Origin of the sequence: Streptomyces sp. NPDC007917 (assembly GCF_042959105.1) — a bacterium.
Classification (GTDB): Bacteria; Actinomycetota; Actinomycetes; order Streptomycetales; family Streptomycetaceae; genus Streptomyces.
In genome coordinates, this window is record NZ_JBIBKK010000003.1 from 615,726 (window position 1) to 631,055 (window position 15,330).

6 protein-coding genes are annotated in these 15,330 nt (G+C 74.2%); all 6 read left to right on the top strand.

Annotation, left to right across the window (positions count from 1 at the left end):
* The first annotated feature begins 49 nt into the window (after positions 1-49).
* The 6 genes from ACFZDL_RS08440 (at position 50) to ACFZDL_RS08465 (ending at position 15,321) form a co-directional block, all read left to right on the top strand.
* Positions 50-3,322, top strand: coding sequence for an amino acid adenylation domain-containing protein (locus ACFZDL_RS08440; protein WP_353593486.1), 3,273 nt, complete (start codon positions 50-52; stop codon positions 3,320-3,322).
* Complete coding sequence (locus ACFZDL_RS08445) at positions 3,319-9,822, top strand: amino acid adenylation domain-containing protein (RefSeq protein WP_353593485.1); 6,504 nt, start codon at positions 3,319-3,321, stop codon at positions 9,820-9,822. Before ACFZDL_RS08440 ends, ACFZDL_RS08445 begins: the two co-directional genes overlap by 4 nt.
* Before the next feature lie 174 nt (positions 9,823-9,996).
* Entirely contained in the window at positions 9,997-11,076 is a 1,080-nt protein-coding gene (gntD, locus tag ACFZDL_RS08450) for a guanitoxin biosynthesis L-enduracididine beta-hydroxylase GntD (protein WP_353593484.1), read from the top strand.
* Between the two features lie 52 nt (positions 11,077-11,128).
* A complete protein-coding gene (locus ACFZDL_RS08455; RefSeq protein ID WP_353593483.1) occupies positions 11,129-11,899 on the top strand; it encodes an SDR family oxidoreductase in 771 nt (256 codons plus the stop codon).
* 45 nt (positions 11,900-11,944) lie between these two features.
* Positions 11,945-13,576 carry a cytochrome P450 gene (locus tag ACFZDL_RS08460; RefSeq protein WP_353593482.1) on the top strand — a complete coding sequence of 544 codons (1,632 nt, stop codon included), beginning with the start codon at positions 11,945-11,947 and terminating at the stop codon, positions 13,574-13,576.
* Entirely contained in the window at positions 13,573-15,321 is a 1,749-nt protein-coding gene (locus ACFZDL_RS08465) for an acyl-CoA dehydrogenase family protein (protein ID WP_353593481.1), read from the top strand. Before ACFZDL_RS08460 ends, ACFZDL_RS08465 begins: the two co-directional genes overlap by 4 nt.
* The last annotated feature ends 9 nt before the right edge of the window (positions 15,322-15,330 follow it).

Consider the following 15,330-nt stretch of genomic DNA (forward strand, 5'->3'; position numbering starts at 1 on the left):
GATCCGGCGGAGCGGTCCGTCGAGCGCAGGAGAGAGCGGTTACGACCCGATGACTTCACGCGACACCGAGCTGCTTCCGCTCACAGCCGCCCAGCGGGGCGTGTTCCACGCCCAGCGCCTCCAGCCCGACAACCCGGCCTACAACACGGTGGCCGCCATGGAGCTCCGGGGACCGGTGGACGGGGAGCTGCTGCGGCGGGCGATCCGCCGGGCGGAGGGGGAGAGCGGCAGCTGGGACGTCGAGCTGGTGGAGCGGCCGGACGGGCTGTACCAGCGGCCGGTCGCGCCAGGCCGCTCGACGTGGCGGGAGCTCGACCTCAGCGGCGAGCCCGACCCCCTCGCCGCCGCCCACGCGCTGATCGACCGTGACCGCGCCACCCCGCGCGACCTGTTCCAGGACGCGTTGTCCGGGCACGTCCTCATGCGGATCGGCGCCGACCACCACCTGTGGTACCAGCGCAGCCACCACATCCTGTCCGACGCCTTCGGCTCCGTACTGCACTCACGCCGGATCTCCGCCTGCTACGAGGCCCTGGCCGCCGGGAGGGAGCCGACGGGCGAGCCGCTGGGCCGTCTTGAGGAACTGCTGGCGGAGGAGGCGCACTACCGCGCGTCGGACGACTACACCACGGACCAGAAGTACTGGAACGGGGTCTTCGCCGAGCGGCCCGAGGCCGTGTCGCTCGCGCCGGGGGTGCCGACCGGCGCCGCGGGGCGCGCGCTCTCGGTGACGACGGCCCTGTCGGCGGCCGAGCTGCGGGCGCTGGGGGCCGCGGGGCGGGACGCCCGCGCGCCGTGGACGGTGCCGATGCTGGCGGCGGTCGCCGCCTATCTGCAGGGCATGACCGGGGCCCAGGACCTCACCGTCGGCGTCCCGGTCACCGCGCGCGTCGGCGCCCGGTCCCGCAACGTGCCCGGCATGCTGTCGAACACCCTCCCGCTGCGGCTCGCCGTCAGCCCGGCCGCGGGCCGGACGTCGCTGGTCCGGCAGGTCGCGCTGCGGCTCGGCGAACTGCTCACACACCAGCGCTACCCGTACGACGAGCTCCGCCGCGACCTGCGGCTCCTGGGCACCGACGAGCAACTGTTCGGCGTGCTGGTGAACATCGTGCCGGCGGGCTCCGAGACCGCGTTCACGGGGCGCGAGGCCCGCCTCACCACCCTGTCCGGCGGACCGGTCACCGACCTCAACATCACCTGCCACCCTGGGCCCGACGGCCAAGGCGCGCGCGTCGAGTTCGAGGCGAACCCCGACCGCTACACCGCCGAGGAACTGGCCGCACACCAGGCCCGGTTCACCGAATTCCTCGCCCGCTTCCTCGCCGCCCCGCCGGACCTCCCGCTGGCCCGTGTGGACGTATCCACGGCGGCCGAGCGCGCCCAGGCGCTCGCCGCCGGCCGGCCGCCTGGGCCGGCGCGGCACGTCGCGCCACGGACCTTCCCGGAGCTGTTCGAGGAGCAGGTCCACCGGACACCGCACGCCCCGGCGGTGCTCACCGCCGAGGGCGCCCTCGACTACGCCGAGCTGAACTCCCGCGCCAACCGTATCGCCAGGACCCTGGTCGAACGCGGCGCCGGCCCCGAGCGCCTGGTGGCCGTCGCCCTGCCACGGGGGATCGCCGCGCTGACGGCCGTGGTCGCGGTGATGAAGTCGGGCGCGGCGTACCTCCCGGTCGACCTCGGCTACCCGCGGACGCGGATCACCGCCATGCTCGACGACACCGAGCCGCTGCTCCTGCTGACCACCCGGGCGGCCGACGACGGGAGTACGGCCCCGGACGTGCCGCGGCTGTACCTGGACGGAGCGGACCGCCTCACCGGCCACCCCCTGCCGCAACTGCCGGACACCAACGCCAACACTGACACCACCGCCGACACCGACACCACCGCCGGCACCGACGCCGATCTCCAGGACCGCGACCGCCGGGCGCCGCTGCGGCCGGGCCATCCGGCGTATGTCATCTACACCTCAGGTTCGACCGGCCGTCCCAAAGGCGTCGTCGTCACCCACACGGGCCTGGCCGCCCTGCTGCGCCACCAGCGGGACCGGCTCCGGCTGACCCCGGACACCCGGGTGCTGCAGTTCGCCTCGCCGAGCTTCGACGCCTCGGTGTGGGAGCTGTGCGTGGCGCTGCTCACCGGCGCCGCCGCGGTGGTCGCCCCGCCCGAACGGCTGGTGCCCGGGCCACCGCTGGCCGAGCTCGTGGCCGAGCTGAAGGTCGACTGTCTGCTGCTCGCCCCCTCGGCGCTCTCCGCCATGCCACCGGACAGCCTGCCCCGGGACATCAATCTGGTCGTCGGTGCCGAGGCCTGCCCGCCGGAGCTGGTCGCCCGCTGGTCCCCGGGACGCCACATGGTCAACGCCTACGGCCCCACCGAGGCGACCGTCATCGCCACCCAGACCGGGGCGCTGTCCGGCCGGACCGTCCCGCCCATGGGGCACTCGGTCCCCGGCGGCCGGGTCAGGCTGCTCGACCCCGCGCTGCGTCCGGTGCCACCCGGTGTCGCGGGCGAGGTGTATCTGAGCGGCGACGGGCTCGCCCGCGGCTACCTCGGCCGCCCCGAGGTCACCGCCGAGCGGTTCGTCGCCGACCCGTTCGGCCCGCCCGGCGCACGCATGTACCGGACCGGCGACCTGGCCCGCTGGACGCCGGACGGCGGTCTCGCCTATCTCGGCCGCGCCGACAGCCAGGTCAAACTGCGCGGCCACCGCATCGAGCCGGGCGAGGTGGAGGCCGTCCTCGCCCAGGCGCCCGGGGTCGGCGGGGCCGTCGTGACCGTCCGCGAGGACCGGCCGGGGATCAGACACCTGGTCGGCTACGCCGTCGCCGCCGCGGACACCGACACCGCCGGGCTGCGCGAGTTCGTGGCGCGCCGGCTGCCCGCGTACATGGTCCCTGCGGTCGTGGTGGTGGTCGACGCCCTGCCGCTCACCCCGAGCGGCAAGCTGGACCGCGCGGCGCTGCCCGCCCCGCGGTTCCAGGCCACCAGCGCGTACCGCGCCCCGACCAGCGAGCGGGAACGCGTGCTGCACGAGGTGTTCACCGAGGTGCTCGGCGGCGAGCGGATCGGCGTCGACGACAGCTTCTTCGACCTCGGCGGCGACTCGGTCGTCGCGATGCGTCTCGCGGCCCGCGCCCACGCGGCGGGGCTCGCCATCACCAGCAACGACGTCTTCCGCCACAAGACCATCGCCCGGCTCGCCGAAGTGGCCGAGGACACCGGCCCCGAAGCCGGGAGGCCGCGGGACGCCGCGAGCCTGCTGCACCTCGACGCGGAAGAATTCGACGAGCTCGAAGCCCAGTGGGAGACATCACGGTGAAACAGACATCCCTGGAAACGGTGCTGCCGCTCTCGCCGTTGCAGCAGGGCATCCTCTTCCACGCCCTCTTCGACGAGGGGGACGCCACAGGCGGGCCCGGCGAGCCGGTGGACTTCTACACTGTGCAGACCCCCCTGGAACTGGCCGGGCCGCTGGACACCGAGGCCCTGCGCCGCTCCTGCCTCGCCCTGCCGGCCCGCCACGCCAGCCTGCGCGCCGGGTTTCTGCGGCGCCGCTCGGGCGAGGCCGTCCAGGCCATCGCCCGCGCGGTCGAGCCACCGTGGGAGGAGGTCGACCTCTCCGGCCACGGCGCCGAGGAGCGCCGGGCGCGGCTCGCCCGGCTGCTGGCCGAAGACCGCGCCCGGCGCTTCGAGATGGCCAAGCCGCCACTGCTGCGTTTCACGCTGGTGCGGCTGGCACCCGACCGCCACGTCCTCGTACTGACCAACCACCACATCCTGCTGGACGGCTGGTCGCTGCCCCTGGTCCTCGCCGACCTGTTCCGTATCTACCGGGACGGGGGCACCGCCGAGCGGCTGGAGGCGGCCCCGTCGTTCGGTGACTACCTCGGCTGGCTCTCCGAACAGGACCGCGGCGAGGCCGAACGCGCCTGGCAGGCCGCGCTGTCCGGACTCGACGGCCCGACGCTGGTGGGCGGCGGTACGGGCACCGGCACCTCCGACCGCGGCCAGCAGCGCGTCGTCGCGGAACTGTCCGAGGCCGACACGGCCCGGCTCACCGACGCGGCCCGCTCGCGCGACCTCACCACCAACACCGTGGTCCAGGGCGCGTGGGCGCTGCTGCTGACGGCGCTCACCGGGCGGCGTGACGTCGTCTACGGCAACACCGTCGCCGGACGCCCGCCCCAGCTCCCGGGCAGCGAGCGCATGGTGGGCCTGATGATGAACACGGTGCCCGCCCGGGTACGGATCGACCCGGCCGAGCCCGTGGCGGATCTGCTGGTCCGCATCCAGCGCGAGCAGGCGGCCCTGACCAGGCACGAGTACCTGGGCCTGGCCGATATCCAGCGCGCCGTCGGCGCCACCGAACTCTTCGACACCACCGTCGCCTTCGAGAACGTCCCCGTCGGCGAAGCCGTCCAGGGGTCCTCGGTGGCGGGGCTCGCCGTCACCCTGCTGCGGGACGCCGTCGAGGACGCGTTCGAGGGCACCCACTATCCGCTGAGCCTGGCCGTCCACCCCGGCCCCCGGCTCCGCTTCGAACTCAACTACCGCGAGGACGCCTTCACCGGCGAGGCGGCGGACGAGGTGCTGCGACGCCTGTGCGCCCTGATCCGGGACATCGCAGAGCGGCCCGAGGCGCCGGCCGGGCGGCTGCCGCGGTGCTCCGACGCCGAGCGGCGGGAGATCCTGGGCGCGGCGAGCGGCCGGATGGTGGCGCACCCGGACCGGACCCTGCCCGAGCTGTTCGAGGCGCAGGTCCGTACGACCCCCCACGCGGTCGCCGTCACCGACGCCACCACCAGCCTGACCTTCGAAAGGCTGGGCGCAGACGCCGACCGGCTCGCCCGGCGGCTCGTGGCCCACGGCGCCGGGCCGGACCGCCTCGTGGGTGTCGCCCTGCCCCGTACCGCGGCCGCGGTGACGGCGATCTGGGCGGTGTGGAAGGCGGGGGCCGGATATCTGCCGATCGACACCGAGCACCCCCCGGAGCGGATCGCGGCGATCTGCGCGGAGGCCGCACCCGCCCTCGTCCTGGCCACCGCCGAGACCGCGCACGCCGTGCCGGAAGGGGTGCCGACGCTGCGGGTCGACGAGGCCCCGCCGCCCGAAGCCGCCACGGACACCGACAGCCGCCCCGCCGCGCCGCTGCCCGGCCACCTGGCGTATGTGATCTACACCTCCGGCTCCACCGGCCGCCCCAAGGGGGTCGCCGTCGAGCACCGCAACCTGGCCAACATGTTCCACAGCCACCGGGCGAACTTCTTCGACCCGGAGCGGACACGGGCGGGCGGCCGACCGCTGCGGGCGGCGCTGACCAACTCGCTCGGCTTCGACGCCTCCTTCAGCCAGCTGCTGTGGATGGTCGCCGGCCACGAGCTGCACATCGTCGACGACACCGTGCGCAAGGACGCCCTGGCGCTGGTCGACCATGCCGTGGCGGCCGCGGTCGACGTCCTCGACACCACACCGTCCGTCGCCCGCCAGATGCTGGCCGCGGGCATGTTCCAGGCGTCGGGGGAGCGGCACCGGGTGGGTGTTCTGGCGCTCGGCGGCGAGGAGGTCGCCGAGGACCTGTGGGCCGAACTGCACGCGGTGCCCGGCCTGTCGGTGTACAACCTCTACGGCCCCGCCGAGTGCACCGTCGACGCGATGCTCTGGCACGGCGAGGGCCGGCCCGCCATCGGCCGGCCCGCCGACAACGCCCGGGTGTATGTGCTCGACCCGTTCCTGCGGCCGGTGCCCGACGGGGTGGTCGGCGAGCTGTACATCGCCGGCGCCGGGGTCTCCCGGGGCTATCTGGGACGGCCCGGCCCGACGGCGGAGCGTTTCGTGGCCGATGTGTTCGGCCCGCCGGGCGCCCGTATGTATCGCACCGGTGACCTGGGGCGCCGCCGCCCGGACGGGGTCGTGGAGTACCGCGGGCGAGCGGACTCCCAGGTCAAGATACGCGGCCACCGCGTCGAACTGGGCGAGATCGAAGCCGCGTTGGCCGCGGCGCCCTCGGTGGCGCGGGCGGTGGCGGCGGTGTCCACCGACCCGTCCGGTGTGCGGCGCGTCGTGGGTTACGTATGCCCCTCGCCCGGCGCCCGGCCCGACGCTGCCGAACTGCGCGACGCGGTGGCGCGTCGGCTGCCGGCGTATATGGTCCCGGCGGTCGTGATGGTGGTCGACGCCGTGCCGCTCACCCCGAACGGCAAGGTGGACCGGGCGGCGCTGCCCGCGCCGGCCTTCCAGGCCGCGGGCGCGTACCGGGCCCCCACCTCCGAGCGGGAGCGGGCGCTGCACGAGGTGTTCACCGACGTGCTCGGCCGCCCCCGGATCGGCGTCGACGACAGCTTCTTCGACCTCGGCGGCGACTCCATCATCGCCATGCAGCTGGCGGCCCGCGCCCACCGGGCCCAGCTGGCCATCACCACCAAGGACATCTTCCTCCACCCGACCATCGCCCGGCTCGCGGAAGTGGCCAAAAACACCGGCCCCCGGGACGAACCACGAGGTCGGGGCGGGGCGCCCGCAGGCCCGCTGGTCTCGCTCTCCGACGCCGAGCGGGCGGAGCTCGCCCAGGACGGGCGGCGGGTCGCCGATGTGCTGCCACTGACCCCCCTGCAGCAGGGCATGCACTTCCACGCGGTGCTCGCCGCCGACGGCGTCGACGTGTACACGGCCCAGGCGCCCGTACGGCTTGCCGGCCCGCTGCGGCCCGAGGCGCTGCGTGAGGCCGTCGAGGCGGTCGTCGCCCGCCACGGCGCCCTCCGGGTCTCCTTCACCCTCCTGAGCTCCGGCCGTCTGGTCCAGGTGGTGCACGAGAAGATGAGCGTGCCCTGGCGGGAGGCCGACCTCTCCGGGCTCGCCGAGGACGAGCGCCGCCACCGCCTCGCCGACCTGATCGACGAGGACCGGCTGCGCCGCTTCGACCTCGCGGAGCCACCGCTGCTGCGGGCCACCCTGGTCCGGCTCGCGGCCGACGACCACCTGCTGCTGGTGTCGTATCACCACGGGCTGCTGGACGGCTGGTCGCTGCCGCTGTTCTTCCGCGACCTGTTCGCCCTGTATGCCGACGGCGGCAGCGCCGGGGACCCTCCGCCCGTGCAGTTCGCCGACTTCCTCCGCTGGCTCGCCGCCCAGGACGACGAGCGCGCGGCGCGGGCCTGGACCGAGGAACTGGCCGGCCTGGAGGAGCCGACACTCGTCGCCCCGGACGCCGAGGCCGCCACCGCGACCGTGCCCCATCTGGCGACCGAACTCCTCGGCCCCGAGCGGACCACGGCGCTGACCGGTGCGGCACGGAGCGCGGGCCTGACCCTCAACACCGTGGTCCAGGGCGCATGGGCGGTGGCGCTGGGCCAGCTGCTGGGCCGCGACGACATCGTGTTCGGCGCGACCTGCGCCGGACGCCCGCCGGAGCTGCCCGGCTCCGAGGACATCGTCGGCCTGCTCATGAACACCGTGGCGGTCCGGGTGCGGCTCGATGCGGCACGGCCCCTCGTCCACGTCCTGGCCGACCTCCAGCGCCGACAGGCCGAGCTGGGCGCGTACCAGCATCTGGGCCTCGCCGAACTGCAGCGGACCCTGGGCCTCGGGGAACTCTTCGACACCGTCGTCGGGTTCGAGAACACCCCCGTCGACGGGGAAGCCGTCCAAAAACACATCCCCGGGCTGCGGATTTCCGTCGACGACCGGCCCGTGCCCGGCGCCACCCACTATCCGCTCAGCCTGGTCGTGGTGCCGGGCGAGCGCCTGAGCCTCGAACTCAGCTACCGCGCCGACCTGTTCACCGCCGAGGAGGGCCAGGCCCTGCTCACCCGGGTGGGCAAGGTCCTCGACGGCTTCGTGGCCGACCCGGCATCGCCGCTGGGCCGTCTCGACCTGCTCACGGCGGGGGAGCACAAGCGGTTCCGCGCCGCCGCCGACGGCCCGTCGCACCCCGCCGCGCGAACGTTCCCCGAGCTCTTCGAGGAGCGGGTCCGCGCCCGGCCCGAGGCCGTCGCGGTGTACGAAGGGTCGCTGGCCGTCAGCTACGCCGACCTCAACGCGCGGGCCAACCGGCTGGCCCGGGCACTGGCGGCCCAGGGCATCGGGCCCGAGGACACCGTCGCGGTCGCCGTCCCCAAGTCGGCCCGCTCCGTCCTCGCCGTCGTGGCCGTCCTCAAGGCCGGCGCCGGCTATCTGCCGCTGGACCTCGGATACCCACCCGAGCGGCTGCGCCAGGTCGTCGCCGATGCTCGGCCCGCCCTCGTCCTGACCACCGCCGAGGCGGCCGGGGCGATGGCCGAGGCGGGCGCCGGACGGACCCTGTGTCTGGACGATGCGGACACCCTGGGACAAGTGGCCGATTTCAAGGGTGAGTTGACCGCCGGATCTTCGGATGAGGACCTGACCGACGCCGACCGGGTGGCGCCGCTGCGGCCCGAGAACACCGCGTATCTCATCTACACCTCCGGATCCACCGGCCGCCCCAAGGGTGTGCTGGTGCCCCACCGCGGCATCGCCGCCCTGGTCGCCCAGCAGCGCCGGGGCCTGCGACCGCGCGCGGATGAGCGGGTGCTGCTGTTCGCCTCGCCGAGCTTCGACGCCTCCGTGTGGGAGCTGACGACCGCCCTGCTGACCGGGGCGAGCGCGGTCGTCGCGCCCGCCGACGAACTGCTGCCCGGCCCGGCCCTGGCGGCCACCGTGGCCCGGCACGGCGTGACCACGCTGCTGCTGCCGCCCTCCTCGCTCGCCGTGCTGCCCGAGGACGGTCTGCCGGCCGGTGTCACCCTCGTCGTGGGCGGCGAGGCATGCCCGCCCGAGCTGGTCGAACGCTGGTCGGCGGGGCGCCGCATGGTCAACGCCTACGGACCGACCGAGGCGACCGTCATGGCCACGATGAGCCGCCCGCTGGCGGGCCGGACCAGACCGCCGCTCGGCGACCCGGTCACGGGGGCGCGGGTCTACCTGCTGGACGGCGCCCTGCGGCCGGTGCCGGTCGGAGCGCCGGGCGAGCTGTATCTGGCGGGCGAGGGGCTGGCGCGCGGCTACCTGGGCCGGGCCCGGCTCACCGCGGAGCGGTTCGTGGCCGACCCCTACGGCCCGGCCGGCTCGCGGATGTACCGCACCGGCGATCTGGCGCGCCGTACCCCGCACGGCGCCCTGCGGTACCTGGGCCGGGCGGACCAGCAGGTCAAGGTGCGCGGCTTCCGGATCGAGCCCGGCGAGATCGAGACGGTGCTGGCCGATGACCCCACGGTCGCCCAGGCGGTCGTGGTCGCCCGCGAGGACCCGGCCGGCCGGCGGCTGGTGGCGTACGTCTCCCCGGCCCCCGACGCCCGGCCGGAACCGGCGGCCCTGCGCGGCCGGGTCGCCGCCGCCCTGCCCGACCACATGGTGCCGGCGGCCGTCGTCGTCCTCGACCGGCTGCCGGTCACACCGAGCGGCAAGTTCGACCGGGCGGCCCTGCCCGCGCCCGACTTCTCCGGCACCCCCGCCGGCCGGGCGCCCCGCACCGCCCGTGAGGAGCGGCTGTGCGCGCTGTTCGCGCAGGCGCTCGGCGTCGAGCGGGTCGGCATCGACGACAGCTTCTTCGACCTCGGCGGCGACTCGATCAGCTCGGTCAAGCTCGTCACCCTGGCCCACGCGGACGGCCTGGACATGGCGCCGCGCGATGTGTTCACCCACAAGACCGTCGCCGCGCTCGCCGCCGCGGTCAAGGAACTCGCTCCGGACACCGGGGCGGACACGCATCCGGCCATCGACGCGGCCGACCCGGAAGAGCCGCTGATCACCCTCGACCAGCACGAACTCGACGCCTTCGCCGAGGACTGGCAGGAGCCGGTCTGAACCCCAGGCGGTGGCCGAACACTTCGATCGCACGACCACTGGGCCAACACGGCCGGGACCCTGCTCGGTCGGCTCCGTGGGGCACCACCACGCGGCCCGGCAGCGGTGCGCGGGCCGCACAGGACCGAACGACGGACGACCCGAGCGGTCACGACCCGGTGGAGGACCATCGACATGACAAGCACGTACCCCGCTGCCCGCGCCCTCCGCCCGGGGGCGGCCGACCCGGTCCCCGGCAGCCCCGACATCCCCCTCGAATACCACCTCGACGCCCGGGAGGCCGCCGAGCTGCGGGCCGCCGTGGCACGGCTCGCGGACACCCACCCGGCGCCCGACCTGCCGGAGTTCTATGACGGCGGCCACGCGGCGGAGGAGCTGCTGCCCGCCGGGCTGCGCGGCTTCCTCCTCTCCTACCGCCGCACCGAGTCCACCGCCGCGTGCCTGGTGCACGGCTTCCCGGTGGACGACGAACGGCTCGGCCCCACCCCCGGCCACTGGCGCGAGGCCATCGCCGGCGAGGCGGCCAGGGCCCAGGAGCTGTGGCTGGCGCTGTGCGGGCTGGTGCTGGGCGACCCGTTCGGCTGGGTGACCCTCCAGGAGGGCCGCATCATCCAGAACATCCTGCCGATCCGCGGCGACGAGCGGCGCCAGAGCGGCTACGGCAGCGAGAGCCTGCTGGAGTTCCACACCGAGGACGGGTTCCACCCCAACCGCTGTGACTACCTGCTGCTGTTCGGCCTGCGCAACCGGGACCGGGTGCCGACCGTCGTGTCCTCCGTCCGCGACGTCCGGCTGAGCGACCACGACCGCACCGTCCTCGCCGAGGAGCGCTTCCACATCCTGCCGGACACCGAACACATCCGGCAGCTGGAGGCGTCCGCGCCCCGCCACCCCGCGCTGGCCAGGCTGTACGCCATGACGGACCGGCCCGTGCCCACCGCCGTGCTCTTCGGCGACCGGCTCAATCCGTATCTGCGCATCGACCGCCCCTTCATGCGCGTGGGCCCCGGGGACAACGAGGCGGCGGCCGCGCTGGACCGGCTCATGGACGAACTGCGGCGTGTCCAGCGGGACATCGCGGTGGGCCCGGGATCGCTGCTGATCGTGGACAACTACCGCGCCGTGCACGGCCGCCGCCCCTTCACCCCGCGGTACGACGGCACCGACCGCTGGCTCAAGAAGCTGACCGTCAGCCGCAATCTCCGGCGCAACCTCAGCGGATACGCCCTGGAGCACCCCCGTGTCATCGTCTGAGCCCGGCCCCGGCCCCGCCCCGCGGCCTCCCGAGGAAAGGCAGCCACACCCCATGCGCACCGTCATCGTGTCCGGCGCGTCCAGCGGAATCGGCCACGCCACCGCCGAGAGGTTCGCCCGCTCCGGCGACTACGTGGTCAACCTCGACCTCCAGCCGCCCGCCCCCGGCACGGTGGACGGCCCCCGCGAGGACGGGGGCCACCTCCGCTGGGTCGAGCTGGACGTCGCCGACTGGTCGGGCGTCCGCGCCGTGGTCGACCAGGTGCACGCCGAGCGCGGCCGTATCGACGTCGTCATCGCCAACGCCGGCATCAGCGTCCGCCACGGCATCCTCGACCTCACCGAGGACGAGGCGCGGCGCACCCTGGACGTCAACCTGATGGGTGTCCTCGCCCTGTGGCGCCACGCCGTCCCGCACATGCTGCGCCGGGGCGAGGGCGTGCTGCTCGCCACCGCGTCGGTCAACGGCTCCCGCGGCTATCCGCTGTACGCGGACTACAACGCCAGCAAGGCCGGGGTGGCCTCGCTGTGCCAGACCTTCGCCATCGAGCTGGCCCCCCTCATCAGGACCGCCTGTGTGGCGCCCGGCGCCGTACTGACCCCCATGCAGCGCGCCGAGTACACCGACGCCATGCTCGACGAGGTCAACGAGCGCATCCCGGCCCGCCGCCACGCCCTCCCCGAGGAGATCGCGGACGTCTTCCACTTCCTGGCCTCCCCACAGGCGTCGTTCGTATCGGGCCAGCAGTTCGTGGTGGACGGGGCCGAGACCGCCGGGGCGACCACCGCCTTCTTCCCCGGCCCGACCAAGCCACTGGGCTGAGGACACCCTCCCCAGCGTCCCGCCACCGAGCCTGAGGAAACAGCCATGGACACCCGCCGGGCCCTCGCCCCGCAACCGCTCGACCAGCTGGATCTGGCCGATCCGCTGCTGCACGCCCACCACGACCTGGGGCCGCTGTGGCGCCGGCTGCGCGCCGAGGCCCCCGTGCACTGGCAGCCCGAGACCGCGCGCGGCCCCGGGTTCTGGGCGGTGACCGGCTACGCCGATGTGGTCTCGGTGCTGGGCGACAGCGAGACCTTCACCTCCGAGCGCGGCAATGTGCTCGACACCCTGCTCGCGGGCGGCGACTCGGCGGCCGGGCAGATGCTCGCCGTCACCGACGGCAGACCGCACCAGGCGCTGCGCAGCGCCCTGCTGAAGCCGTTCTCGCCGCGCTCCCTCGATGTGGTGGTCGACAGCGTGCGGCGCGGCACGCGCGCGCTGGTGAAGGAGGCGGTGGAGCGCGGCGAGGTGGACTTCGCCGCCGATGTGGCCGCGCACATCCCGCTCGCCGCCATCTGCGATCTGCTCGGTGTCCCGGCCGGGGAGCGGCAGCACATCATCGACCTCACCTCCGGTGCGCTGTCCTCGGCGGACGGCGCGCCCACCGAGGAGGCCACCTGGGCGTCCCGCAACGGCCTGCTGCTGTACTTCTCGGAACTGGCCGCACAGCGCCGCGCCAAACCGTACGACGACGTGGTCAGCCTCCTGGTGACCAAGGAGATCGACGGCCGGCCGCTGACCCACGAGGAGATCGTCTTCAACTGCTACAGCATCATCATGGGCGGACACGAGACGACCCGCTTCGCGATGGTCGGCGGCCTGCGGGCGCTGATGGAGCACGAGGACCAGTGGCAGGCCCTCAAGTCCGGCCGGGTCACCACCGCCTCGGCCGTCGAGGAGGTGCTGCGCTGGACCACCCCGGCCCTGCACAGCGGCCGGACCGCGACCCGGGACGTCCTCCTCGACGACCGGTTCGTCGAGGAGGGCGACATCGTGGTCACCTGGCTGGCCTCCGCCAACCGCGACGAGCGGGTCTTCGACCGGCCGGACGACTTCGACCTGTCCCGCACCCCCAACAAACACCTGTCGTTCGCGCACGGCTCGCACTTCTGCCTCGGCGCCTTCCTGGCCCGCGCCGAGCTGACGGCCCTTCTGGAGAGCCTGCGGGACCTGGTCGCCGAGGCCGAGCCCGCGGGCCCGCCGCGGTATGTGTACTCCAACTTCCTGAGCGGTATGTCGGCGCTGCCGGTGTCCCTCACGCCGAGTTGCCGTGTGCTTGCCGGGCCCGTTGCCTGGGAGGGGCCCGCGGCCGGGCTTACCGTCGGAAACATGACTCACACTCCTGCCGCCGTCGGCGCCGAGGCCGTCTCCGCCGTGGTGTGCGGCATGGTCCGGCTGGTGGCCCCGCGCAAACTCGACCAGGTCGAGCTCGACCACCGTCTCGTCGGCGATCTCGGCTTCCACTCCCTCGTGCTCGCGGAACTCGGCTACAACCTGGAGGACCTGTACGGCCTCCGGGCGCTGACCCCGGAGGAGACCATGAAACTGGAGCGCGTCAAGGACGTGATCGAGTTCGTCGCCACCGAAGTGGCGAGCGACCGGGCCCACCTTCCCGACGAGGAGGAGCTCACCGCCCTCTTCGCCCGCTACGGCGCCGACGCCCCCACGGCATGACCGGCCAGGTTTCCGACCGCCCTTCCTACGCGCTGGCCGCGGAGTTCGAGCGGGTGCTCGGCGATCCGGCGGCACCCGGCCATCCGTTCAGCCACGCGGAGACGGTCGAGCACGAGGAGCTGGGCGCGCTGCCCCCGGGCGCGGTGGACCTGGTCCGGTCCTGGGGGTTCAGCGGCTATCTGGTGCCCGAGGAGTTCGGCGGCCGGCTGCGCAACCTGGAGCAGCTGGTCCTGCTGACCCGTGCGCTCTCGCGCCGCAATCTGACTGTCGCGGTGATGTTCGGCTCGGCGCTCCTCGGCGTCAACCCGGTGTGGCTGTGGGGCGAGGAGGAGCAGCGGGCCCTGGTGGCGCGAGGCGTCCTCGACGGGGAGCTGGCGTGTTTCGCGGTGTCCGAACCGGACCACGGCAGCGACCTGGGGACCAACGAGACGACCGCGTCGCCGCACGGCGACGGGTATGTGCTCACCGGGGAGAAGTGGCCGGTGGGCAACGCCACCCGGGGCCGTTTCCTCAGCGTCTACGCGGCCGTCGAGGGCGCCGGCCCGTCCCTGCTGCTGGTCGACAAGCGGCGCCTTGCGGCCGGGAGCTGGGACAACCACCCCTTCGTCCGGACGGTGGGCCTGCGCGGCCACGATCTGAGCGGGATCACCTTCCGGGACACCGAGGTGCCGGCCGGCGCGCTGCTCGGCCGCCCCGGCGCGGGTCTGGCCCAGATCCTCCAGGTGCTGCAGATCACCCGCACCGCCATCGGCGCGCTGTCACTCGGCACCATGGACTCGGTGCTGCGGATCGCACTGCGCCACGCGCGCGAGCGGGTGCTGTACGGGCAGGAGATCTACCGCATCCCCGTCATCCGGCGCCACCTGGTGCGCTCGCACCTCGACCTGCTGATCGCCGAGTGCACCACGCTGCCGGTGGCACGCGCGCTGTCGGTCGTCCCGTCCCGGCTCAGCCTGTGGTCCTCGGTGGTCAAGTACCTGGTGCCGACGCTGGGGGAGGAGGTCGTGCAGGAGGCCGCCCGGGTCCTGGGGGCCCGCGGCTATCTGCGCGAGGGCGTGGCCGCCGGTGCCTTCCAGAAGCTCCAGCGCGACCACGCGATCGCGAGCGTCTTCGAGGGCACCACCCATGTCAACCTCCATGGCATCGCCTCGCAGCTGCCCACCGTGGCCCGGGTGGCCGACCGTCCCGCCCCCGGCCAGGACGGTGTGCTGCGTCAGCTCTTCGACTGGTCCCAGGAGGCCCCGGTGTGGCAGCCCTCAGGCCGGGCGCTGCGGCTGACCAACGCCACCGAGGACGAGATCACCCGGGGCTGGGGCCCGGCGGTGGCCGAGGCGCGCCTGATCGCGGAGCGCGAGCTGCCGGGGTCCGAGGCCGACGCCCTCCTGAAGGTCCTTGACGCGCTGTCGGCCCGCCGGGCGGCCTTCTACACCCGGATCGCCGCCGAGTCGCTCGACGCGGGGACGACCGAGGGACAGGACCGGGCAGCGGAGCACTGCGTCCACCACGCGGCCGCCTCTTGCCTGTACACCTGGCTGTACTCGTTCACGCGGGAGCGGGCCTCGGCCCGGGGCACCGGATGGCTGGTCCTCGTCCTGCAACGGCTGCTGGGCCGGCTCGACCCCACGGCCGAGCTGGAGATGAGCCTGCTGCCCTGGCTGGAGGAGCTGATGTTCGCCCGCCTCGACGGCCCGGAGTACTTCTCGCTCCGGGCCGTCAAGGCAGCCGCCGGAACGGCGGAGGGCTGAAGGGGGCCG